We start from the raw sequence: 23186 nt of genomic DNA, 5'->3' as shown, positions 1-23186 counted from the left end.
AAAGTTGGTTAATGTGAAGGTCCAAGACAAGAAGGCTGCGCTAGAGAACGAAGCGATTAAGCAAGTGATTGCTGAAGTAGAAGCCGAAATGGGTGACAACGGTCGCGTTTTGGTACGTCCTTCAGGTACGCAAGATTTGTTACGTGTGATGGCAGAAGCCCAAACCGAAGAATTAGTTGGGGCTTATGTCGATCGCATCGTTGATGTTGTTCGTGCAGAAGTAGGAATTTAATTTATGAAGAAAAGTGGCCTCATTCCGGCATTCGTACGGTGTGAGGCCACTTTTTGCCATCGGATTCATCCATCCAACGTGGTTTGAATTTGTTCCACCAACGTTCCATTATGGCGTACCAGGCCGGTATAGGATGCGTTGCACAACGTGATTCGCTATGTAACTGTTGAATGGTTTTGATGTGTACGTTTCCTTGCGAATTGAAGGCGCAAGAAAACGTTTGAATAGTCGGTGTACTATTTTCGGTTTCGCTGATGTTATGCGCTAGTGCTACGTTGCCAAATTACGCTTGTGTGAAATTAAATACCCACTTTTTATTGGGTGATTCCGAAAAGTCCATTCAGACAGATGGTTCCGGTAGGTAAATCCCGCACCGATTCTGTTGACGATAAATACTCCAAACTAAGTCGGCTTTAAATTCAGATGAATATATTTTGGTTTTCTAGATAATAAATCCCCTTGCGGTTGATACTCGAAATAATAAAATGTTGAGTATCAATCGCAAGGGGATTATAGCATTTTCATTTAGTTATTTTTTATTAAATATTACTTTACTTGCGGCGTAGTTAGCTACAAGGATAATGATTTGATCAATAAACTTCCAGACATACTCATTACCGTGTAATAATGTAATTCCTACCCATAAGATGATTATTTCCAATATTAATGTACTTATACGAGCTGAAAAAAAAGAAAATATTTGTTTTAGTGATTCGTGTGAGGATGTTGGTTTTGATTTGAAAACAAAATGTTTGTTTGTAAAATATGCAAATGTGACGGACAAAATCCAAGAGAGAATATTGCTTATTTGGTAATTCATGTGGAAAAGAACAATGAATAGCGAATAAGATCCAAGGCTCACAAGCGTGGTTAGTCCACCGAAAAAAATATAGGAAATAATGGACATGTTTTTTTGTATAAATTTCAACATGAATGTACCTACCAAATTTAATATTTTCACAATAATACTGTCTAGTCTAGCAAATTTAGAATGAAACCTCAAATTTATGATAAAATATATCGAATATAGAAAATGGAGTAGGTATATGTTAGTGTCAGTTGTTGTTCCTTTTTACAATGAAGAGGAGAGTTTAAAACCATTTTATGATGCGATTACTCAGGTAATCGATTCCGTAGAAAGATATGAATTTGAGTTGGTTTTTTCTAACGATGGTTCTAAGGACCAGAGTGTGGAAATTCTCCAGAAAATTATGATAAATGACTCACGAGTTAAAATAGTTGATTTGTCACGTAACTATGGGAAAGAGACGGCTCTTTTGGCGGGTCTTGATCACGCAGAAGGAGACGCAGTTATAATGATGGATTCAGATTTGCAGCATCCGCCATATTTGATTCCCGAGTTTTTAAAATGGTGGGAGCAAGGGTATGATGACATATATGCTACCCGTCAGGAACGAGTAGGAGAGCCGTGGTTAAAGAAAAAAACGTCGGAACTTTATTATAAAATTTTACAAGGCGTTACTGAGCAAGGTGTTGAAATCTATCCAAATGCAGGAGATTTTAGATTATTAGACCGGAAAGTTGTGGATGCATTCATTCAGCTTCGAGAGCAATCTCGATACATGAAAGGAATGTATGGTTGGGTAGGATTTAGAAAAAAAGAAATATTTTTTGATGCAGCTGAACGAGTGGGCGGTACAACAAAATTTAATTTTAAAAAATTAATGAAGTTGGCTATCGATGGCGTTACTTCTTTCACCACAGCACCGTTGACTTTTGCGGCCTACATAGGTAGCGTGTTTGCTTTGTTCGGGTTTGTATACGGAATCATTATTCTTATTCAAACTATTTTCTTAGGAAAGGACGTTCCAGGTTTTCCGTCAATAATGACAGCCGTGTTATTTTTAGGTGGACTTCAGTTAATTACTTTAGGGATAGCTGGAACCTATATTGGCAAAATTTTTTATGAGTCAAAAAACCGTCCTTTGTATTTTGTAGAAGACTTCTTAACTGCGGAATCTATGAAAAAAAGAAGTGAGGGTGAAAATGATGATATTCGATAATTCAAAGTTAAGAACAAAAGATTTACTTTGGACTATTGCTGTTGTGGGAATAGTGATTATATCGACCTTTGGATTATTAATTTTATCCGGCAAGTCTATGTTGGTAACTGATGATGCCTTTAGGCAATACCTACCGATTTTTAAAGACTTCCGTACAATGGTTTGGTCGTTTATTCAGCATCCTTTCAGAGTGGGCACATGGTCGTGGAATTTAGGGACCGGACAGGATTGGTTTACGGCATATTCGTACTACATTGTTGGTGATCCGTTTGCATATTTAATTTTATTTTTTAGTGCCGCTCATATAGCGATGGGATATCAATTAATTATCGGTTTGAAATTAATTGCGGCGGGCGTTTCTTTTTCGTTCATGGCTTCCAAGTTTGGCTTTAAGGGTGGTACCTTGGTGGTCGGATCAATCTCCTATGTTTTTGCAACTTTTGGTTTTTATGCAGCGATTAACCATTCGCCGTTTTTAACCGCTCTGATATATTTACCAATTTTGATAGTAGGAGTAGAAAGAATTTTTTTCGATGGAAATTATAAACTTATACTTATAACCATTCCGTTACTTATATTAAATAGTTTTTATTGGGGAATTGTACTGGCCTTGGTTACTCTAATAGTGTTCGTTGTTCAGTTTTTTATTGAAAGAAATAAAATTGCAGCTGAAGGAATAAACGCTATTGGATTTTGGCTAAAGTCTATACTTTTAATTTCATTAGCTGTTGGTATCGCTGCTGTTTTTTTGGTTCCAGTGTATATAACATTACACAATTCACCCCGTGCGGGTAGTGGATTGTTAAATACTCCTGCTTTGTACGGGCTATCTTATTATTTGAGATTGTTAACGATTCCTGTTGGCGTTACGGGTACTGGTACGCCTTTGATGGCATATTTGCAAGGGTTCTCTAGTGGCGCGGTAACTTTGGGATTCGCTTGGTTGTTAACTAATATTAAAAAATATAAAGTTGTGTCTGTGCTTCTGTTGCTATCAACTGTAGCACTGATGTTTCCATGTTTTGCGGTTGTTTTTTCTCTTGGAAATATGCCAACAAATCGATGGATGTTTGTTTTATTTGTTCTTCCAATATTAGGATTTATGAGTTTAATGACGGCAACCGAGCAGGAAAAGCAAACTCAAAAGCGACGCATGGCATTTGTTCTAATGGTGTTCGTGATTTTAGCAATGCCTTCATTTTATCTGCAAGGAATTTCGTTAAGCACGGTTATAAACATTACGGTCGCGTTCATTGGGTATGTCGTAATTTTTGCACTAGCTGAGCCGCATACTAAAACATTGCGCGTTTCAGCTTTGGTTGTTATCTCTATGATTCTTAGTTTAAACATTGGTATTTTTTCAAGCAAAAATTCTACTGTCAATGTAAGTTTTATCAATAGAAATAGTTTGACTAAACGCCTTGATTTGCCAATTGATGTTGCAAAAGTATTATCAAATAAACACGACGTGCATACTATATATGATAAGCAAACTTCGTATGATTTTTTTGGCTTTGGAATTTTGAATGATTTCTTATCTCCAGCACATAGTATTGGTACCTATGTATCGACGGCAATGCCTTCGATGATAAAGTTTGGAATGGATAATAAGATAGCTGGGACACTTGCTTCATATCCTATTAGACACTTGGATGATAGATATTTATTGGCAATGAGTTTGGGAGCAAATTATTCTATAGGAAGTGATACATCTGGTGTTTCGAAATTCCCAGGATCAAAACGTTTATCCCATGATGGGCAGTATAGCTTGTTTTCAAATCCTTTCTCTAAACGTGAAGCTTGGTATGCTCATAATAATCAAGTTTATTCACTAGGTAGGTTTAAAAAAGCCACTCCAGCAGAAAAAGAGATTATGTTAATTCATGGTGTAGCGTCTAATAATAATGTGAAGGCTAGCAATGAAGAAGGTAACTTGGGTGTTGTTAAAAATGTATCTTTGAAAAATGTAAACACTAAAAATCTTAAGGTACTTCGAGATAAAGTGATTGTGCGAAATTATAAAGCCAATTCTGTAGTTAGAATTCCTGTGTCGGACGATAACGTAGGTGTCGGAACACAGCAATTGTTGCTTGAGTATAAGAACTTAAAGGTAACGCCAATCTCTAAATTTATGCAATGGAAAGAGACTGCTGAAATACAAAATGGATCGTTATCAAAATTTGATAAGATACAGAGTTTTGAGAATGTGGTACTAAGCGATGACACGCCTTGGAAGATGAGCTTCACTGTTCCAGGGTATGGGAAAACAGCAATTGCGCAGAATTCTGTTTGGGCAGGAGCTAACTTTGTTGAACAAACTGAAGGTGTGATGAATGCAGGAATATCAACTCGGAATAACAAGATTCAATATATTGATGTGACTTTTGATCATTCAGGTGATTTTGCTTTTAATTTCTCTGTGGAGAAAACCAACCTCTCGGCGGCTAATAAGCAACTTGAAAAAATTTCAAGTACTAACAATACGGCGGAATTAGTAAATAAGACTCATTCTAGTGTTGATATCAAACTTTCCGGAGAAAATGGCATTGTTATTACTAATATTCCGTTTTCATCGGGTTGGCAGGTAAAAAATAAAAATTCTGGAGCCAAATTAATTGAGGTAAATGATGGATTTCTGGGGTTAAAAGTAACTAAAGATACAAAAAATGTGCATTTGAAATATAGTACTCCAGGGTTAAAAGCAGGATTTATTATTAGTTTGGTAAGTCTAATTATACTGGTTACTATGTTGAAGTTTGTATTTGTTAAGAGAGGAAACTGATTAATGGACGATAAAATTTCTATCATAGTTCCAATGTATAATTCGGAACTAACGATTACAGAAACTTTGAATTCAATATTTAAACAAAAAAGCAGTGAGGATTTTGAAAATTTTGAGGTTATTATCATCGATGATGGTTCCACGGATGATTCACTTCAAGTGGCTCAAGATTTTCAACGAAAATATACAAAGGCCAATATAGTAATGTTGGACGGCGAAGGCAAAGGCGTATCTCACGCACGTAATCTTGGGTTAACGCACGCCACGGGGACGTGGATTACATTTATGGACTCAGATGATTTTTTTGGCCAAAGTGATTTTTCAAGCGTTCTAGATTTGTTGAATTCTTCAGAATTCACTGATGTGAACATTGTTACTTATCCGGAATACTATTTTAACGAATATTCTGAACGCCAATTTTCTGAGTATGGTTTCCCAACTAACGTCCGTAGCATGACTGTAAGTAGACACCCCACTACAGATAAAGTGAGGTATCGGTTTACATGGAAATCGCCAAAAGTATTCCCAAATATTCAAGGCAGTGTCTATTCTGAAAATGAATATTATTGGATTGCGCAAGCACGCTTGAATGTTTTAATTCGTAATTTGGAAGATAATAAAATCTATTTTGAAGAGGATTTGCCATACGCAGAAGATTCCATTTTTGTTGCGCAGTATGTCAGTTCTGGTAACGGCCTCGGACGAATTTCAAAAGGGATTACTTATCACTATCTAAAAAACAAGTACTCTACTGTTGATAAGTATAGTAGCTCAGTTACGTCTTACAAAATGATCTTGAAGTGGGCCGACAGAGTTGTTGAAAAACTGATCGTTGGTGACTATGTTTCACCCGCGGGTGCGGGGATACTTCTGAACGAATTTGGTGCTCGCTTGAAAATGTCAAGGTTGTTCCCAATGCACCTAAATGAGGCCGAGTATACCTCTTGGAATAATTCAATGAAACGTATTTTAAGAAGTATTTCACCTGAAATTTTTACAACAGGTATGGGTGCTAATAAAAATGCAGGTCAATTTATAATTAATAAGTTTGTGGAGATGCGTGGAGATATAGAGCTACACCCAAAAGGGAATTCTATCCAAGTGATACAAGACGGTGAGGTGATTTTAGAAGATAAACATTTTGAAGTTATTCTTACAGGCTTAGAGTTGCAAGATGGAGCCCTTAGGGTATCTGCCGTTATGAAATTTTACTTTACGGATAAGTATCGACCTGAAGTAAGTGTAAAGATTGATGGGGATAAAGGCCGGTTAATTGATACTTATGTTTCTTCATATTCATATTTAGGTCAAAAACATAAGTTATATACTTTCTATGCTTTTGATACAAAAATTCCATTGGATGAAATCAGCAGTAGTGTAGAATTTGAATTCCATATGTTTGGTCATACGTTTAGGACTAATTTGGTAGACGTCAAAAATTCTCGATTAGTACCGTTGTCGTCTGGAAATGATACAGTGCACCTTCCTGATGGTCGGTATTTACGGATGAATTTAAATAATTTTAGTTTTACCCTTACAAAGGCTGATATTTCTGACTATGTATCATACCAACAGGCAGTTGCTTTTGAGCTGTATGGAAATTTGCCCATTTTTTCAGATTTACGTGAGCAACAAAATAGTACAGAAGAGGTCTGGTTGTATTCGGATTTTGTTGGGAAAATTGACAATGCATTCTTTCAGTTTCTAAATGATAAGGATAAAAATGACAATATTAAGCGTTATTATATTGTTCATGATGGATTCGAAGATTATATACCAGGTTATGCTGAATTTGAAGATAGACTGGTACCATATGGATCATTAACACATCGGAAACTTTTTTTGACTGCTACATACGTTATAACGTCATTTCAGGATGCGAATGAATTTTCTCCGTACTCAGCATATCAGTTGAAAAAAGCTTCGGGTTTCTTTAATCCAAATGTTGTGTATTTGCAGCATGGGGTGCTACATGCAAAAATGGCTCGATTAAATAGTAGAGAGAAGCAAGACTTTTATAAGCTGATTGTTGCCTCTTCAAAATTCGAACGTGATTACTTGTTGAATGAATATCATTTTGATTCAGATATGGTCTTGTTATCTGGGATGCCTCGATTTGATTCCCGCTTAAATATCGCTAACTACCAATCACACGATTTGAAGAATCGAAAAGGTATGAAAGTGCTGTTTGCACCATCGTGGCGTGCAAGTCTCATGCTAGGTAGAAGCACGAAAACCGGTTGGATGCCAAACGAGGAAAAAATGATTCGATCGGAGATTTTTAAGACACTTCAAACGTTGGTTGGAAATGATAATCTAGAAAATGAATTTATCAACCGAGATATTGAATTAGATATTAAACTTCATCCAATAATGTACAACGTGTTAGGGAATAAGCTCGAACAAAATTCACGGGTCAAGTTTGTTTCTGGTAGCGTGAATTTAACTGACTACGATCTTTTCGTAACTGATTTTTCGTCATATTTGTATGATGCTGTTGAACGACATGTTCCGGTCGCTTTCTTCATTCCGGATAATGATGAGTATGTGAATGGCTCACATACATACACAGATGTTAATATGCCAGACGGTGGATTCGGACCAACATTTTACTCTTTGGAGGATTTTGTTGCGTTCATTAAGGATTTTTCTATAGACAGATCAATGTTAGATTCGTACCAAAAGGTTGTTGATGATTTCTTTGATCTGGATGCATTTCCAATGGACAGTATTTATAATAAAATGATGCAATTGAACGTTAGAGATGAGATAAAACGAAACGCTTACTTTGGTAGTTTAAATGTTGAAAGTGCCGCTTTAAAATTAGTGGATTCATACAATGCCATTCTTGATGAGACTAAAAAAGAAAAATACTTAGGCGCTGTTGAGGCAAATGGGAATGTCGTTGCTTTGAGTAAGATTCATTCCCATGGATCGACGCAATTTAGAAAAGCGTTGCAAATGCCTATTGAAATAGGTGAGGACGATGAGTTTATTTCATACGGATTATATCCCACTCCGGGGGGCACTCCAAGATTGGTTACTAATGTGGGATTTGTAACAGCAAATAAAAAGTTCGTTCGACCTATCAGTTATCAAATTGCGACGCCATTGAAATCAGTTCGCAAATTCGTTAAAAGATTAACTAGAAGATGAGGGCACTATTTCTGAATGTTCACTAAAATAAAGAAAAAGTTCAAAAAATTTTTTAATAAATCTAAAAAAGCATATTTTAGAATTGTGTATAAGATATTCACATTATTGCCAATTCGTAAAGATGCAGTAGCGTTTTTATCGGATTCGCGATCGAATCTAACTGGGAATTTTGAGTATATCGATCGAGAAATCAAGTCACGTCAAACCGACTTGAAAATTAGCTATATGCTTAAAAAAACAAATTCAGCTAAAAAAACGTTTAGTGAGTACACGAAAATTGCTTGGCTAATCGCAACTAGTCAACACGTGTTGCTGGATGATTTTTATCCGCTAGTGTATCCGTTGAAAATTCGGGATAACGTGAATTTAATTCAGGTTTGGCACGCAGTGGGTGCCTTCAAAACATTTGGGTTTAGTCGAATGGGGTTACCAGGTGGGCCTAAGCCAACATCCAAGAACCATAAAAATTATACCTGGGCGATTGTTTCTTCGAAGCATGTGGCACCATTCTATGCTGAAGGTTTCGGCATAGATGACAGGAAGGTGTTGCCTCTTGGTGCACCACGTACAGACATGTTTTTCGATACGACTTATAAGCAGTCGGTTGTTACTCGACTTGAAGAAGAATTACCCTTTATTAAAGGTAAAAAAGTTGTGCTTTTTGCACCAACTTTTCGTGGCAATGGCCAAAGGTCGGCGTACTACAACTTTGATTGGATTGATTTTGAAAAGCTATATACTAAGCTATCTGCAGCTGGGTATGTCGTGTTGTTTAAGATTCATCCCTTCGTGAAAAACAAGGTGCAAATTCCTGAAGAATATGCGGACTTCTTTTATGATGTGTCTTCGTACCGGGAAGTTAATGACTTATTGCTAGTTTCGGATGCATTAATTACTGATTACTCGTCGGTTGTATTTGAATATAGCTTGTTGCGGAAGAAGACAATATTCTTTGCGCCAGACCTTGAAGAATACACGGCTTCACGAGATTTTTATGTGGATTATCAAGAATTTGTTCCTGGACCAATTGTTAGGGATATGGATTCTTTGGTGACGGAGATTGAGCGAGTCAATGAATTTAATCCTCAAAGCCTGGATAATTTTTTGGCATATTACTTCGATGACTTAGATGGTAAGGCATCTAAACGATTTGTTGACGCGCTAGAAAATAATTTTGTTGATTTTCGATAATTTATCGATAAGCAAAAAGCCGAGACGTTGTGCTCGGCTTTTTGCTTACATAATAAAATTGACGTTGTTAACACTTTTGCTATACTTAACACATACTGAATTTTGAAATGGGGTACTTTCATGGTTAAGCATGAAATGACGATTAACGAGGTTCAAGCACTTACACGCGAAATGTTGCAGGATCTTGCTAACTTTGCATCACAAAATAACCGGCGGTTGTTACTGCTTGGTGGCAGTATGCTTGGACTTGTGCGCCATGATGGTTTTATTCCATGGGATGATGATTTAGACGTGGGTTTATTTCGTGAGGACTACGACTGGTTGATGAAGCATTATCAACCAACTAATTCAAGATTTCGATTGATGACTGAAGAAGACGAGGATACATTGGTGCCGAATGCGCGAGTAGTTGATTCGGAGACTATCGCACAATCAGATTATTATAAAATTAATCACGGTGTGTTTATTGATATTTTTCCAGTTGATCAGGTACAGATGGGGATTAAGTTAAAGGTTTTCTTATTGGCGCATAAAGTTTTAAATGTTTTACGAAACGTCGCCAGGTCGACAGGAAATTTCCCAGATGATGCACAAATTGTGCCGTTAAAGCGAGGTCTAAGAAAAATAGTTTCTTATAAACAAACGCATCGTTTCGTTGAATTGGAAATTAAAGCGTCAAATCGTTTGGTTCGCGGTATTCAGGACCCTAATGCTATTGGGGTCCTGAATGGTATGTATGGGAGAAAAGAAATATTTAATGGTAATATTTTTGCCCCGTTGATCATGAAAAATTTCGAGGGTGCGGAAGTATATATCCCACAAAATTTCAATCAATATTTAACGCAATTTTTTGGAGATTGGCAAACGCCAATTAAGTCAGAAAATAAGCACGCAAGGTTTTTTACTAAGGAGTAGGTAGATAAATGATTTATGCACAAGTAATGGCAGGTGGCATCGGTAGCCGAATGGGGCACACAGAGCGTCCAAAGCAATTTTTGAATTTGGCAGATAAGCCTATTATTATCCATACGTTGGAGAAGTTTTCATTGATTGCTGAATTTGACAAGATCATTGTGTCAATTCACCCCAAGTGGATGCAGTACGCAAAGGACTTGATTGCCAAGTATATCGATGACCAACGCATTGTTGTGATTGAAGGCGGTGCCGAACGTAACGATACTGTGATGGGGGCTATTAACTACATCAAAGATAACTTCGGCTTGAACGCGGACGATGTATTGGTTATGCACGATGCTGTTCGCCCGTTTATCTCACGACGCATTATCATGGATAATATTGAAGCTGCCAAGGTGTATAAGGCGGTTGATACGGTTATTGGCGCAACTGACACGATTGTCCGCGCCAAGGACGGTATGATTACAGATATTCCAGTTCGTGATGAAATGTATCAGGGTCAAACGCCACAAACAGTTAACATTACGGCCTTTGAGACGCAATATAATAATATGACTGAAGAAGAACGCAACATTCTTTCTGATTCAGCTAAGGTGATGTTGCTGGCAGGACACAAAGTTGGAATTGTTGCTGGCGATGAGTCTAATATCAAGGTGACACGACCTTACGATTTGCGTATTGCTAACATCATTGCACGGGAGAATTTGGATGTTCAATAATGTTTACCGTTTGACAGGTGTCCGCCAAATTGAACGCGTGACGACGTCAACAGATTTGAATACACCAGGTAAGGTAATTGTGCGACCAACGTTAATGTCAATTTGCCGAGCAGATGAACGTTATTACACCGGAACACGAGATAAGGAAGTTTTAGCTGCACGTTTGCCGATGGCTTTGATTCACGAAGCAGTTGGTGAAGTGGTGCGTGATAATACAGGCACTTTTACGCCTGGGACCAAAGTTGTCATGATTCCCACGCATGCACATGGCCATGATAATTTAATTGCAGATAATTATTTGCGATCATCAACGTTCCGTTCCTCTACGGAAGATGGTTTTATGCGTGAATATGTCACAATTGAACCAGAAAGTTTGATTGAGATACCTGCTGGTGCGCAATCGACGATGAATGCCTTTTTAGAGGTTGTGTCCGTTGCTGTACAGGCTGTACGCCGTTTGCAGGAAACGATGATTAACCGACAAGATAAAATTGGTATCTGGGGTGATGGCAATGTCGCGTATATGACGGCAGTTGTTGCGCGTGAAATGTTCCCAGACTCAGAACTCTATGTGTTTGGAAAGCATCAAGAAAAGTTGGATTTTATCAGTTTTGCCAATACAGTCCAAATTGATGAAGTACCAGCTGATTTGAAACTGGATCAAGCAATTGAGGCCGTTGGTGGTCGTGGGTCAGAAGCGGCGACAAATCAAATTATTGATATTATCAATCCGCGTGGGGCAATTGTCTTGTCTGGTGTTTCAGAAAATCCAATTGCCATTAATACACGAATGGTGTTGGAAAAGGGGATTACGTTGGCAGGAACAACGCGTTCATCCCGCGAAGATTTCCAAATGGCGATTGACTTGGTCGCGAATAATCACGCGGTTAAGGAACGTTTAGAATTGTTGGTGCAAAACGTCAAGCATGTTACCGAAATCAAAGACATTACGGATGCGTTTGATGAGGACTTGACGATGAATTGGGGTAAGACAGTACTCGATTGGCACATGTAGTCTTTAAGAATAACCAAAAGAACATTCGCTTCTGTTAAGCGAATGTTCTTTTTTATACAGGTTAGGGGTATAATTATTGACGGTATTCTTTTTATTTTAAAAAATTTAAAGACCGTGCAATTATTTAGAACGATGGAGATAATGTTGTGGCTGAAGAAGAGCGACAAGTGAAGGTGCGAGCATCGTACGTCACAAAGCAATATGAAATGGCTCCTACAAAGTCTGATAAGATGAAGTCACTCTTTTTCAAGACGAACTTCCCAAAGTTTTGGGCTGTTCGTGGAGTGAATTTTGAGGCCTTTGAAGGTGAGACGGTTGCCATCGTTGGAAACAACGGTTCAGGTAAGTCAACGCTGATGAAGATGGTTGCGGGTATTGTGCCACCAACTTCAGGGGAGATTGAGATTAACGGTGAAACATCGTTAATTGCGATTAATGCTGGCTTGAAGGGAAATATGAGTGGACGTGAAAACATTCGACTCAAGGCCCTTATGCTAGGATTAACAAATGAAGAAATTGATGCGAAAATGGATGAAATCATTGCGTTCTCTGAATTGGGTGATTTCATTGATCAACAAGTTAAAAGTTACTCATCGGGTATGAAGTCAAAACTTGGTTTTTCAATTTCTGTACACACAAATCCGGACATTTTGATTGTTGATGAAGCATTGTCGGTTGGAGATGCAACGTTTAATCGTAAGTCACTGGCAAAAATCAAGGAATTCCAGCAACAAGGAAAGACGATTTTCTTTGTGTCACACTCGCTAGGCCAAGTTCGTGAAATGGCCGATCGGGTACTTTGGATGCACTATGGTGAAGTGCGAATGTTCGGGCCTACAGAAGAAGTTATGAACGCATATGATAAATTCATTGCTGACTACAAGGCTTTATCTGGTAAGGAACAAACTAAGTATCGTAATGAATATCGAACTGCGCAGCAGAACTTTAGCTTGGATGAATTATACGAAAAGTCGTTGAAGCGTGAACGCAAGATAACGGGCAATGATGTTTTGCCAGCTGAAATCGAAACATCAATTTATAAGTCAACGCACAATCGACATTCAGCTGAGCGGTGGTCGGTAGTAGATAAGACCATCTTGGTTGTTTTATTGCTGTTAACGGTTTTCGTTGCTGATAAGGTTATTCTCAACTTAGGTATGAAAAATATTGTTGAGCATCCTTCGCATTTAATTACGAATTGGTCACCAGAGAAAATTCATGAGTTAAATGTTGAACATATGGCTGATGATTTGAGTGCGAAGTAGGGAGAAATAACATGACTGATTTTTTGCAAGTGATGCGTGAAATCTTTTCAAACGCACCGATTGCCAACCGTTTAGCGCGATTTAATGTTAAGTCACGTTGGGCGGATAATTATCTTGGATCTATTTGGGATTACTTGGAACCAACAATCTATATTGGAACGTACTTCCTTGTTTTTGGTATGGGTATGTACAACGGCACAGTGAATGGGCAGCCGTACATTTTGTGGCTGCTAACTGGAATTGTGCCATGGTACTTTATTCAAGGGTCGTTTAATAAGGGGTTGACGTCAATTAAGTCACAACTAGGATTGTTGACTAAAATCCGCTTCCCTATGTCAGTTGCTCCTGTGATGCCAATGTTGGAAGAGCTACGTCGCTTTTTTGTTATGACTGTGGCAATGCTGGTGTTATTACTAGTGTTTGGTGAAATGCCAAATGTACACTGGTTACAGTTTGTGTATGCTTTCATTGCAATGTTCTCAACTGTTCTGGCACACAACTTGATTAATTCTACGCTAACAGTGATTATTCCGGACTATAAGCCGGCTATGTCTGCGGTTTTCCGGTTGATTTTCTTTACTTCGGGCGTTGTAATTAATATGGACGCTAAGCATTTGCCATTTGTACTGGTGACGATTATTAAGATGTTCCCATTCTACTATGTATTGGAATCATTCCGAGACGCTTTCTTGTATCATGTTTGGTTCTGGGACAAGGCTTCAAACGCATTATTCTTCTGGTTATTAACGTTGCTGATGTTAATGGTTGGATCAATGATTCACTTGCGATTCCGTGAGCGATTTATTGATATGGTTTAATAAAGAGACAAGGTCATAGAAAAGGCACAAACCGCTCGGTTTGTGCCTTTTTTGTTGCCGTTATATTACTGAAAGATGTGAGTTTAATAAGGTTAACCGCATATCCGTATTTTCTTTGTTATAATATAAGGATATTAAGGTAGGTTAGCGTTTTGATTCATGCACAACAAATAAAAAACATTATAAAAAATTCAACGCTCTTTGGTTGGCTATATTATTGGGTTGGTGTAACGATGGTTAAATTTCTCCAGCTATTTATTAAGCCGAACGAAAAGCAAATATTATTTATCTCATACAGTGGTAGGCAATTTTCCGACACGCCGAAAGAGGCATTTAACTTAATCCGAGAAGACCCAGCGTATGCGGATTACAAGTTGGTTTGGGCATTTAACCGACCGGCAGATTTTAAACAGGCGGAAATTACAAATAAAATTTCATCAAACTCACCATTGTTTTTCTATCACCTATTGCGTTCAAAGTATTGGGTGGCTAATTCGAGTATTGATCGTCTAATTCCTTTTAAGCACGATAATAATGTATATATTCAATTCTGGCATGGTGTGCCAATGAAGGCGTTGGGACATACAGAAATCGGCTTGGCGCCATTAGTGCAGCATTGGTACGACAAGGTGGCTTTTGACTATATGTTTACATATAGTGATTACGATCTTGATAAGTTTAAGGAAGTATTCCCAAGAACAAAGCGATTTGTTAATGCGGGGCAACTACGAAAAAAGATTGTTGAACGGTACGAAGGTAAAACTAATGTAGAGCGCATTAAGAAGGAACTAGGGATCAAGAGCAATAAAAAGGTGTTGCTTTACGTTCCTACTTTCCGAGGTTATGACGCCAAAGAACAAACGACGTTAACGGACGCAACGTTGGAACGTCTGGCGAAGGAATATGTGGTTATCTATCGAGGCCATTATTTCTCTCGTGCGACGCAGTCGGGGTCAATTATTACAGCTGATAAGTTTTCGCTATATAAGCTGTTTATGGTATCGGATTTGTTAATAACGGATTTCTCGAGTGTATTCTTTGATTTCGCACCATATCATAAGCCGGTTTATCTTTTCCAACCTGATTTGGAAGAATACCAAGTGAAGCGAGGGCTGTATTTCACGGCTGAAACGCTTGGCTTGCCAGTTTCGTATTCAGAGGCTGAATTAATCGATTGCTTAAACAAGGCAGAGTACGATTACGACGCTTTGGAGGCATTGAACAGTAGATTTAATCCTCACGGCGGGGACGAAGCAGCGTTTGCATTCAAGTCAATCCTAGAGCACACATAAAGAAATTAAAGCGCATCTTTCGTGGATGTGCTTTTTTCGTAAGCTGTTTTTAATCTTTTTAGATAACTAGCCGACAAATAGGCATTTTCATGTATAATAAACAAATGTAGGTCTGCAGGAAGGGTGCAAAGTGATGAAACGTGTAATAACGTATGGGACGTTTGATATGTTGCACTACGGACATATCAATTTGCTTCGACGGGCAAAAGAGCAGGGCGACTATTTAATTGTTGCCCTGTCGACAGATGAATTTAACTGGCAGGAAAAACATAAGCGAACATATTTCGAGTTTGAAAAGCGGAAGCAATTACTTGAGGCAATTCGGTATGTCGACTTAGTTATTCCTGAAGAATCATGGGAACAAAAAGTTTCTGATATGACTCTTTATCAGGTAGATACATTTGTTATGGGGGATGATTGGCAAGGCGAGTTTGACTATCTGGCCGATCAAACTGACGTAGAGGTAATTTATCTGCCTAGGACACCAGAAGTGTCAACAACGCAAATCAAACAAGATTTGCAAAATGGATGAGTAAGTTTTAATTTTTCAGGAGTATACATATGAATAATCAAATGACGTTGGCTGGCCTTTTACGCCACCTATTTAAGAACTTGTGGTGGATTATCGTATTAGCGATTATTGGAGCTGGTGGCATGTTCTTTGCTGCTAAGCACAGCGCACCGGCATCTGGCACGTACTCAGCTTCACGCGCGATGTTCATTGGTCATGCAAATTATGTTAAGATGCAGGATCCAAAGTCTGCCTTGTCTGCTGACAAGGATTTGGTTCGTACATACTTGTCAGTTTCTTATGATCGAACAATTGTGAATGAAACAACACGTTTGATGCGTGTTGCTGGGTTTGAAAAAATAGATAACGCGGCGGTTGTTAAGTACGCTAAGTTGCAACAAGTATCTGGGACTTTGACGGTGCGTGCTCGTGTATTGATGCCAAATGAAAAAGAAGCAATTGCATTGGCTAACAGTTATGCGCAAGCTTTTGCTACGAAGGCGCCTAAGTTGGTGCCAGGTATGCCAGCACCACGATTGATGGTGGCAATTCAAGGGGCTGCAAAAGCTGATGATTCTGAACCGATTTCACCAAAGAAGGCTGCCATTTTTGGTGCTGGTGCTGGGTTAGGCATTGGTATCATCTTGGCACTGTTTACAGGTATTATTGCAAACTTGCGTCCTTCAAAGCGTCAATAGGAGGTAGCCAGCATGGTTGGTTGGTTACTACCGTTTGCGTTGTTGCCAAAAACGTTTACGAGCGCGCTGTTTGAAAATTTTGCACAAATTGCATTTCCTGTGTTTTTGATTTTTTTGTTGGTACAACTAAATTTTAAGCCGGCGTTAGTGCAAGATATTTTGCCAGAACGACGTACGCTTCAAATTTGGGGCGCACTGATTGTCGTGCAATTTATACTGTTCGGTTGGCATGCGCTGGCGTATGGTGATAGTGATCAAACGTATGGCCTGATTCACGGTTGGTTTACGTTCGTGCAATTAATTATTGTTATTTGGTTTGCGTACACGATACAAAAGATATTTATTCGTGATGCAGATTCAGTCTTTAAATTTCTGGCATCATTAATTATTTCTTTGGTGGTTTATCTAGTTGTGGTTATTGTCCCACAATTGGCGGTTTCATTCCGACTACCATTTACCGGTTGGACAAATTTTTTGGCGGGTTTGTTTGAACGTCATTGGGATAGCCGAGCTTGGTATGATGCGGGAAGTTATGTAGCCACGCAACACCGTATTAACGGTTTCGAGCCTGAAGCACCGTTCTTAGTTATGCTGCTGGGACTTGTTTTTGGGCCGATATTGGTGTCGATTGTCCAAGAACCAATGAAACGTCTAAAGAATGGACGACGCCTGCAAAAACTTGTTTGGGTGTTGATAGCCGTTTTAAGTCTGGTGTTCTTAATGGCTCGCTCGACAAGTGGTTATCTGATGGTTGCTTTACTCGGCCTGTTTACGGTATTGTTTGCGCCACGTTCTACGCGTAAGTGGTTGTTTATTGCCGGGGCTGTATCGTTAGCTGTGGTAATATCAGCGTACTTTTTTGTACCGGTTGTCCATGATATTTTCGAAAAATGGTTGTTTGCTAAGCAAGGAACTGACAATCGTCTTGGTGGTGCCATCGGTTTGTTACAGACATTTATCCACCATCCATTCTTTGGGGTCGGTTTCGGAAATGAAGGGAACTTCATTGAGCAATTCTTACCAGAATGGAGTAAACACAATTCTGAGTATATTAATTTTTATAGCAAAACCGCTTATCCAGTGTTGAATGACTTTTTGGGGTGGTTAGCTAGGTTTGGTGCAATTGTTGTGATTAGTGCAATTTGGTTGCTTGGTGGTTTGATTGTTCGAGCGGTGAATGTCTACCGTCAGTTGATACAATCAGACAAGCCGGAACAGATTGAATATCGGATTGTCATCCGTGCATTCTTTGTTATGGTGCCATTAACGTTAATGGTTGCGATGATTACACAAATAAATGCCTTTTCGTGGCCAATGTTATTGATGTATTTCTTTTATTGGCGCGTGATTCATTTAGCAGAAGCAAGTTTATAAGAATTTTAAAAGCGCCTTATTGGCGCTTTTATTTTGTAGGAGTAGGGCATGAAAAAAGAAAAGCAAAGTAATTTTGAGTTGTTGCGGATTGTCGCAATGTTAATGATTATTATCTTTCACAGTCTAGTTAATTTTGTTGGCACACGTGATTCACAATATATTTCTAACAATATTGAATTAGGCGGTGTGTTGTTGATGCTGCGTTATGTGTTTGGCCAGCTAGGTGTCATTTTGTTTGCGATGATTTCTGGGTACTTCTTGATCAGCGCACGTGAGAAGAAAAATCCTTTTGAACGGGCAATGGCTACAGCCGTTAAGTTTGCTGGCATGTTGCTTTATAACGGAGTCATCATTAGTGTCATTATTGCAGTCATTTATATGGCAGTGCGGAAGCTAGGCGTGGTTGGGCCGGTTTTCTATGAATTAATTAATACGACGCGTAATATTTTTGATGATAGTCATTTGATTTTTGGCTATTTAGGTGGCTTTTGGTATTTGAGTGTTTACTTCTTACTGTTAGTTGTCATTAATCCGCTGAATCGTTTTCTAAATAAATTAACAGATAACCGAACTTTTTTGGCACTGATTATTGTCATTATTTTTGTTTCTGTCTTGTTTAAATTCACGTTGTTCCTGTCGTTGGGCCGAGACGCTATTAATGCGGCAACGATTTTTGTCGGTTATTTATTGGGTGGGTATATGCGTAAATTTAATCCACTACAACACGTTAAATCACGTTATTTGTGGGCAGGAATTATTATGTTCATTGCTTATTACATGCTGGCTCATGAATTCTTAGCGCGCGTTTTGCACGTTTGGTCATTTGATGCCAAGCCGGCCGCCGGTTTCTTTATTGGTTACCCAGGGTATGTATTAGCGGCAATCATTTTTGCGCTGTTTATGCGCTTGAAATTTTCAAGTAAGAGTGTCAATTCGTTGGCGGGCACGACCCTATTTATCTACATTTTTCACGTTGGCGCACCGTTTGACTTCTTTTTTCAAACAGCAACTTATCTCTATGCCCACGTCATTCCAAGTTGGGGCTTAACCGGATTTGGATTGGATGTTGCGTTCATGGGTACATTGCTTGGTTATGTCTTGGTGGTGTTCTTGTTGGGTGCTTTAGCCGGGTATGGTTATAATCTGGCGGCGAAGCATGTAAAAAGTTGGTTTGCTAAGATTGGCGTCATGATTTAAGTGTTTAGATCAACAATGTTGGATACAGACAATTAACAACAATTAAATAGACTCGAACCTGTAATAAAAGGCTGTGAACTGTAATGAAATTCATTGATAGTTCACAGCCTTTTTTATGGTTGTTTGGTATATTAAGGGCTGGATTTATTTTGTGAGGAGCGGTTTACATGAGTGGAAATGCAGTAAAGACGGTCAAAGGAATCTTATTGACGTTGTTGGCGTTTATGTCAACGATGGTCATGAGTCAACAAGCCTTTGGGGCAACGAACGCACAAGTGCAAGCGTTTATCAAAAATAATAGGGCTGCAGTGATGGCTGTGTCGAATGAGTATGGGATTTATCCATCAATTCAAATGGCCCAAGCAGCTTTAGAGAGCGGTTGGGGTACTAGTCAGCTTTCAACTAAGGCAAATAACTATTTCGGTGTGAAGTGGGGTGGTAGTGGCGCGTATGTTGCGATGCCGACCCAGGAATATGTGAATGGCCACTATATTACGGTGACCGAAAAATTTGCAAAGTACAACAGTGTTCGCGAATCGCTTGAAGGCAATGCGCGCCTATTGGCAAACGGATTGTCATGGAATCATAATTACTATTCAGGTGCCTGGCGATCAAAGGCTTCGAATTATAAAGAAGCAGCGTATGGGCTACAAGGAAAGTATGCAACGGCACCTGATTATGCCGCGAAGTTGATTCGTGTTATCGAAACTTATCATCTTCAAGAAATGGATGGTGGGTATATTAACGACGGTACTGGCTGGTTCTGGTATGAAAATGGCCAGAAGTTTACAGGGTTCCGATTCTATATGGGAACGTATTATTGGTTCGAAAACGGTGCGCGTATTAACAATGCTTGGCGCAGCGCATGGGGATATCGCTATTACGTTGATGGTGAAGGACGTGCCGTACAAGGGTTGCGTACCATCGGTGGTAAGCGATATCATTTCGGTGCCGATGGGACATTTTATTTGCGAACTAATCAAACTGTGGCGCATAACCAAGAGAAGTACCGGGCATCAAGTACTGGTGAGTTGCAGCCTTGGAGCGGTTACTTTGATACACCAGCAGGTTGGCGCTGGATAGAAAATGGGCAGATGTACACGGGGTTCCGATTCTACATGGGAGCTTACTACTACTTCCGTAATGGTGTGCGCCAACACAATCAATTTGTGTCGCAGTGGGGCCTGCATTACTACGTCGGCAATGATGGCCGATCAGTGCAAGGCATTCACGTGATTGATGGTAAGCGCTATAATTTCGGCTCAAACGGCACTTTTTATATGAGATAGATATTGCAAATGCGGTAATCAGGATGTCCTGATTACCGCATTTTAACGTTGTGCTAACGAATTGTAATTGAATCGTTACGTTTTTCTGCTACTATATCGTAAGTATGGTTTATTAGGTATTAAGTAAGCAGAAAGTGAATCAATTTTGACAATGGATAAATACAAAAATCTGAAAACTGCAGTTAAATCTGCGATGCTTGCTGGTGCTGCAATGACGACTGCGGTTGTTGCACAACAAGAGGTGTCACACGCTGACACACTAGCAAACATTCAATCACAACATAAGTCAGGCTATTTGAATGCTGACGGACAATGGCTATGGTTTGAAAATGGCCAACGTTACACGGGGTTCCGGTTCTACATGGGTACGTACTACTGGTTCATTAATGGTGTTCGTCAAGATTCAGGTTGGCGTGAAGCTTGGGGCATGAAGTATTACACGGATAACCAAGGACGTGCGGTCCAAGGTAACCGCGTCATTAATGGTGTTGCCTACAACTTTGGTGACAATGGTACATTCTTCCTTCGTGGTAAGACGTCTGGCTACACGGATGCAGGTGAAGGTTGGAAGTGGTATGAAGGTGGTCAAAAGTTTACAGGCTTCCGGTTCTACATGGGTACGTACTACTGGTTTGAGAACGGTGTCCGCCAACAAAACAAGTGGGAAAATGCCTGGGGCATGAAGTATTACGTTGATGGTGATGGTCGTGCTTCACAAGGCGTGAAGCACGTTTCTGGTGGTACACACTATTTCGGAAACGATGGTACGTTCTTCGAGCGTTCAATTAAGAACGCAATGCCAGATCAAGCGAAGAAGATGCTTGGTTTGCCATACGCTTGGGGTGGTAAGACTTGGAGCGGTGTGGATTGCGCTGGTTACGTTGCCTTGGTTCGTTCACAAGCTGGTTTGCCAGATATTGGTTCAGTTACTTGGAACCAAGCAGCTTACTTGCGATCACATGGTAGTCAACCTAAGTCATATTCACAAGCTCAACCGGGAGACTTGTTGTTCTGGGGTGGTACAGGAAATGAGTATCACGTCGGCATCTACCTTGGTAATGGTCAGATGATTGACTCAGCCACATATGGTACGGTAACGGGTATCCGTGGTGTTTGGGGTGACCCACAAGCCTACACGGTTAACTTCTAAAAATGATAGTCAGGATAGGGCGACTGGTATTGGTCGCCCTATCTTTGTCTCATTTGGACATTGAAAATTCATAGAAAATTCGTTCTGTTGTAAAGATAAAGTAGTGAGTTCAAATCTTGCTGTAACGCTTTCGACATTTTAAATGCGTAAACTAGAAGACGTCATAAAAAGTAGAAATTATTTATTTATAAAAGGGGATTGCAACATGAAGTTTTCAAAGTTGCTAATGGGTGGTCTTGTCGCTGCCTCAATCGGTATGGTTGCTGTCACAACACCAGTGCACGCGGCTACATATGAATCAACGACAGCTGGTGATTCAACGGCGCCACGAATGGATTTCGTTGATATCTCATCATGGAACCCAAACTTGTCAGTATCAGACTTCCAAACAATGAAGAAGTACGGCGTAACGGGTGTCATCGTGAAGTTGACGGAGCACACGACGTACGTTAACCCATACGCTCGCCAACAAATTGCAAACGCGCAAGCAGCTGGCTTGAAGATTGGTGTTTATCACTACGCACACTTTACTGATTCTGGTAGTGCTGTTACTGAAGCGAATTACTTTGCTAACCAAGCTGCAAACTTGGGCTTGTCAAAGTCAGTTGTCATGGTTGATGACTTGGAAGATAGTAGCACGAAGACTGGGAATGTGACGAACAACGCATTGGCTTTCCGTAACCGTTTGAATGATTTGGGTTACAACAACCAAATGTTGTACACATATGCCAGCTATTCATCAGAAATGGGCATGAACTTGTCATCATTCGGTAACCGCAATGTTTGGATGGCCTCATATCCATACAACCCAAACAAGAATGATCTATGGTACGGTTCATACGGTGCTTGGCAATGGAACTCAAATACGACGTTCCCAGGTGTGAGCGGTGTATTTGATGTCTCAATTGATTACGGCTCACCAATGAAGGGTGATTCATTCACTGGCTTCCGTGGGGATGTGTACTACGTCAACGGTAAGAAGGCGTCAGGATACTACGATGGTGGTCGTGGCTGGCGCTGGTATGAGAACGGGATGCCATTTGATGGTTTCCGCTTCTACATGGGTACGTACTACTGGTTCGGTAATGGTGGAATTCGTCAAGATAATGGTTGGCGTGAAGCTTGGGGCTTGAAGTACTACACAGATAGCAACGGACGTGCCGTACAAGGCGTGCGTTCGATCGGTGGTAAGAAGTACTTCTTCGGTACTGATGGTACGTTCTACTTGCGTAAGAATGGTATCGTAAGTAACCAGGCAGAAAAGTACAAGGCTGATGGTAATGGTGTCTTGTCACCATGGTCAGGATTCATGGATATGGGAGCTGGCTGGAAGTGGTATGAGAATGGCTCGTACTTCACTGGTTTCCGCTTCTACATGGGCTCATACTACTGGTTCCAAAACGGACAACGCCAAAACAATTCATGGGAAAATGCTTGGGGATTGCGTTACTACGTAGGTAACGATGGTCGTGCCGTACAAGGTTGGCAAACAATTGATGGTAAGAAGTACTACTTCGGTGATAACGGTACATTCTTCCTTCGCTAATTATTCGTAAAT

The 23186-nt window shown here is 39.7% G+C and carries 18 protein-coding genes and 1 pseudogene; 18 read left to right on the top strand and 1 reads right to left on the bottom strand.

Annotated features, from left to right (window positions below):
• Positions 1-232, top strand: a pseudogene (locus tag ACJ28U_RS10435) (phosphoglucosamine mutase); the annotation flags it as partial.
• A gap of 529 nt (positions 233-761) precedes the next feature.
• Here the strand turns inward: ACJ28U_RS10435 and ACJ28U_RS10430 are convergent.
• Positions 762-1139, bottom strand: a complete 378-nt coding sequence (locus tag ACJ28U_RS10430) for a GtrA family protein (RefSeq protein ID WP_407619225.1) — start codon at positions 1137-1139, stop codon at positions 762-764.
• A gap of 139 nt (positions 1140-1278) precedes the next feature.
• On the opposite strand from ACJ28U_RS10430, the gene ACJ28U_RS10425 reads away from it, so the two are divergent.
• The 17 genes from ACJ28U_RS10425 (at position 1279) to ACJ28U_RS10345 (ending at position 23174) form a co-directional block, all read left to right on the top strand.
• Entirely contained in the window at positions 1279-2256 is a 978-nt protein-coding gene (locus ACJ28U_RS10425) for a glycosyltransferase family 2 protein (RefSeq protein WP_407619223.1), read from the top strand.
• Positions 2240-5038 carry a YfhO family protein gene (locus ACJ28U_RS10420; RefSeq protein WP_407619222.1) on the top strand — a complete coding sequence of 933 codons (2799 nt, stop codon included), beginning with the start codon at positions 2240-2242 and terminating at the stop codon, positions 5036-5038. Before ACJ28U_RS10425 ends, ACJ28U_RS10420 begins: the two co-directional genes overlap by 17 nt.
• A 3-nt stretch (positions 5039-5041) precedes the next feature.
• Positions 5042-8194 (top strand): glycosyltransferase, encoded by a 3153-nt coding sequence (locus ACJ28U_RS10415; RefSeq protein WP_407619221.1) that lies wholly within the window; start codon positions 5042-5044, stop codon positions 8192-8194.
• A gap of 15 nt (positions 8195-8209) precedes the next feature.
• Positions 8210-9385: a CDP-glycerol glycerophosphotransferase family protein gene (locus ACJ28U_RS10410; protein WP_407619220.1), complete on the top strand. Its 1176-nt coding sequence runs from the start codon at positions 8210-8212 to the stop codon at positions 9383-9385.
• Positions 9386-9505: 120 nt separating this feature from the next.
• A complete protein-coding gene (locus ACJ28U_RS10405; protein ID WP_407619219.1) occupies positions 9506-10300 on the top strand; it encodes a phosphorylcholine transferase LicD in 795 nt (264 codons plus the stop codon).
• Between the two features lie 8 nt (positions 10301-10308).
• Positions 10309-11019 (top strand): 2-C-methyl-D-erythritol 4-phosphate cytidylyltransferase, encoded by a 711-nt coding sequence (locus tag ACJ28U_RS10400; RefSeq protein ID WP_060655197.1) that lies wholly within the window; start codon positions 10309-10311, stop codon positions 11017-11019.
• Positions 11009-12034, top strand: coding sequence for an alcohol dehydrogenase catalytic domain-containing protein (locus tag ACJ28U_RS10395; RefSeq protein ID WP_145559694.1), 1026 nt, complete (start codon positions 11009-11011; stop codon positions 12032-12034). The genes ACJ28U_RS10400 and ACJ28U_RS10395 overlap by 11 nt, the downstream gene beginning before the upstream one ends.
• A gap of 146 nt (positions 12035-12180) precedes the next feature.
• The gene (locus ACJ28U_RS10390) at positions 12181-13299 is read left to right on the top strand and encodes an ABC transporter ATP-binding protein (protein WP_407619218.1); all 1119 of its coding nucleotides are present in this window, start codon (positions 12181-12183) and stop codon (positions 13297-13299) included.
• An 11-nt stretch (positions 13300-13310) separates the two neighbouring features.
• Entirely contained in the window at positions 13311-14117 is an 807-nt protein-coding gene (locus ACJ28U_RS10385; protein ID WP_407619217.1) for an ABC transporter permease, read from the top strand.
• 233 nt (positions 14118-14350) lie between these two features.
• The gene (locus tag ACJ28U_RS10380; protein WP_407619216.1) at positions 14351-15409 is read left to right on the top strand and encodes a CDP-glycerol glycerophosphotransferase family protein; all 1059 of its coding nucleotides are present in this window, start codon (positions 14351-14353) and stop codon (positions 15407-15409) included.
• A gap of 133 nt (positions 15410-15542) precedes the next feature.
• Entirely contained in the window at positions 15543-15941 is a 399-nt protein-coding gene (gene tagD / locus ACJ28U_RS10375; protein WP_062358660.1) for a glycerol-3-phosphate cytidylyltransferase, read from the top strand.
• Between the two features lie 29 nt (positions 15942-15970).
• Positions 15971-16618, top strand: coding sequence for a hypothetical protein (locus ACJ28U_RS10370; protein WP_407619215.1), 648 nt, complete (start codon positions 15971-15973; stop codon positions 16616-16618).
• Positions 16619-16630: 12 nt separating this feature from the next.
• A complete protein-coding gene (locus ACJ28U_RS10365) occupies positions 16631-17992 on the top strand; it encodes an O-antigen ligase (protein WP_271681341.1) in 1362 nt (453 codons plus the stop codon).
• A gap of 48 nt (positions 17993-18040) precedes the next feature.
• Positions 18041-19189 carry an acyltransferase family protein gene (locus ACJ28U_RS10360; protein WP_407619214.1) on the top strand — a complete coding sequence of 383 codons (1149 nt, stop codon included), beginning with the start codon at positions 18041-18043 and terminating at the stop codon, positions 19187-19189.
• A 167-nt stretch (positions 19190-19356) separates the two neighbouring features.
• Complete coding sequence (locus ACJ28U_RS10355; protein WP_407619213.1) at positions 19357-20478, top strand: glucosaminidase domain-containing protein; 1122 nt, start codon at positions 19357-19359, stop codon at positions 20476-20478.
• A gap of 151 nt (positions 20479-20629) precedes the next feature.
• The gene (locus tag ACJ28U_RS10350) at positions 20630-21628 is read left to right on the top strand and encodes an NlpC/P60 family protein (protein ID WP_407619212.1); all 999 of its coding nucleotides are present in this window, start codon (positions 20630-20632) and stop codon (positions 21626-21628) included.
• Positions 21629-21833: 205 nt separating this feature from the next.
• Complete coding sequence (locus tag ACJ28U_RS10345) at positions 21834-23174, top strand: GH25 family lysozyme (protein ID WP_407619211.1); 1341 nt, start codon at positions 21834-21836, stop codon at positions 23172-23174.
• Positions 23175-23186: the final 12 nt, after the last annotated feature.

This window comes from Weissella sp. MSCH1, from assembly GCF_045799135.1.
In the GTDB taxonomy this organism is placed as follows: domain Bacteria; phylum Bacillota; class Bacilli; order Lactobacillales; family Lactobacillaceae; genus Weissella.
The sequence above is the reverse complement of the archived record's forward strand: the minus strand, read 5'-3'. Positions and strand labels throughout refer to the sequence as shown.

What these genes read in the sequence shown, in the direction of transcription:
- ACJ28U_RS10365 (WP_271681341.1), top strand. Translation starts at nt 16,631, where the DNA reads ATGGTTGGTTGGTTACTACCGTTTGCGTTGTTGCCAAAAACGTTTACG.
- ACJ28U_RS10355 (WP_407619213.1), top strand. Translation starts at nt 19,357, where the DNA reads ATGAGTGGAAATGCAGTAAAGACGGTCAAAGGAATCTTATTGACGTTG.
- tagD (WP_062358660.1), top strand. Translation starts at nt 15,543, where the DNA reads ATGAAACGTGTAATAACGTATGGGACGTTTGATATGTTGCACTACGGA.
- ACJ28U_RS10430 (WP_407619225.1), bottom strand. Translation starts at nt 1,139, where the DNA reads ATGTCCATTATTTCCTATATTTTTTTCGGTGGACTAACCACGCTTGTG.
- ACJ28U_RS10425 (WP_407619223.1), top strand. Translation starts at nt 1,279, where the DNA reads ATGTTAGTGTCAGTTGTTGTTCCTTTTTACAATGAAGAGGAGAGTTTA.
- ACJ28U_RS10410 (WP_407619220.1), top strand. Translation starts at nt 8,210, where the DNA reads ATGTTCACTAAAATAAAGAAAAAGTTCAAAAAATTTTTTAATAAATCT.
- ACJ28U_RS10360 (WP_407619214.1), top strand. Translation starts at nt 18,041, where the DNA reads ATGAAAAAAGAAAAGCAAAGTAATTTTGAGTTGTTGCGGATTGTCGCA.
- ACJ28U_RS10395 (WP_145559694.1), top strand. Translation starts at nt 11,009, where the DNA reads ATGTTCAATAATGTTTACCGTTTGACAGGTGTCCGCCAAATTGAACGC.
- ACJ28U_RS10370 (WP_407619215.1), top strand. Translation starts at nt 15,971, where the DNA reads ATGAATAATCAAATGACGTTGGCTGGCCTTTTACGCCACCTATTTAAG.
- ACJ28U_RS10385 (WP_407619217.1), top strand. Translation starts at nt 13,311, where the DNA reads ATGACTGATTTTTTGCAAGTGATGCGTGAAATCTTTTCAAACGCACCG.
- ACJ28U_RS10350 (WP_407619212.1), top strand. Translation starts at nt 20,630, where the DNA reads ATGGATAAATACAAAAATCTGAAAACTGCAGTTAAATCTGCGATGCTT.
- ACJ28U_RS10400 (WP_060655197.1), top strand. Translation starts at nt 10,309, where the DNA reads ATGATTTATGCACAAGTAATGGCAGGTGGCATCGGTAGCCGAATGGGG.
- ACJ28U_RS10420 (WP_407619222.1), top strand. Translation starts at nt 2,240, where the DNA reads ATGATGATATTCGATAATTCAAAGTTAAGAACAAAAGATTTACTTTGG.
- ACJ28U_RS10380 (WP_407619216.1), top strand. Translation starts at nt 14,351, where the DNA reads ATGGTTAAATTTCTCCAGCTATTTATTAAGCCGAACGAAAAGCAAATA.
- ACJ28U_RS10405 (WP_407619219.1), top strand. Translation starts at nt 9,506, where the DNA reads ATGGTTAAGCATGAAATGACGATTAACGAGGTTCAAGCACTTACACGC.
- ACJ28U_RS10345 (WP_407619211.1), top strand. Translation starts at nt 21,834, where the DNA reads ATGAAGTTTTCAAAGTTGCTAATGGGTGGTCTTGTCGCTGCCTCAATC.
- ACJ28U_RS10415 (WP_407619221.1), top strand. Translation starts at nt 5,042, where the DNA reads ATGGACGATAAAATTTCTATCATAGTTCCAATGTATAATTCGGAACTA.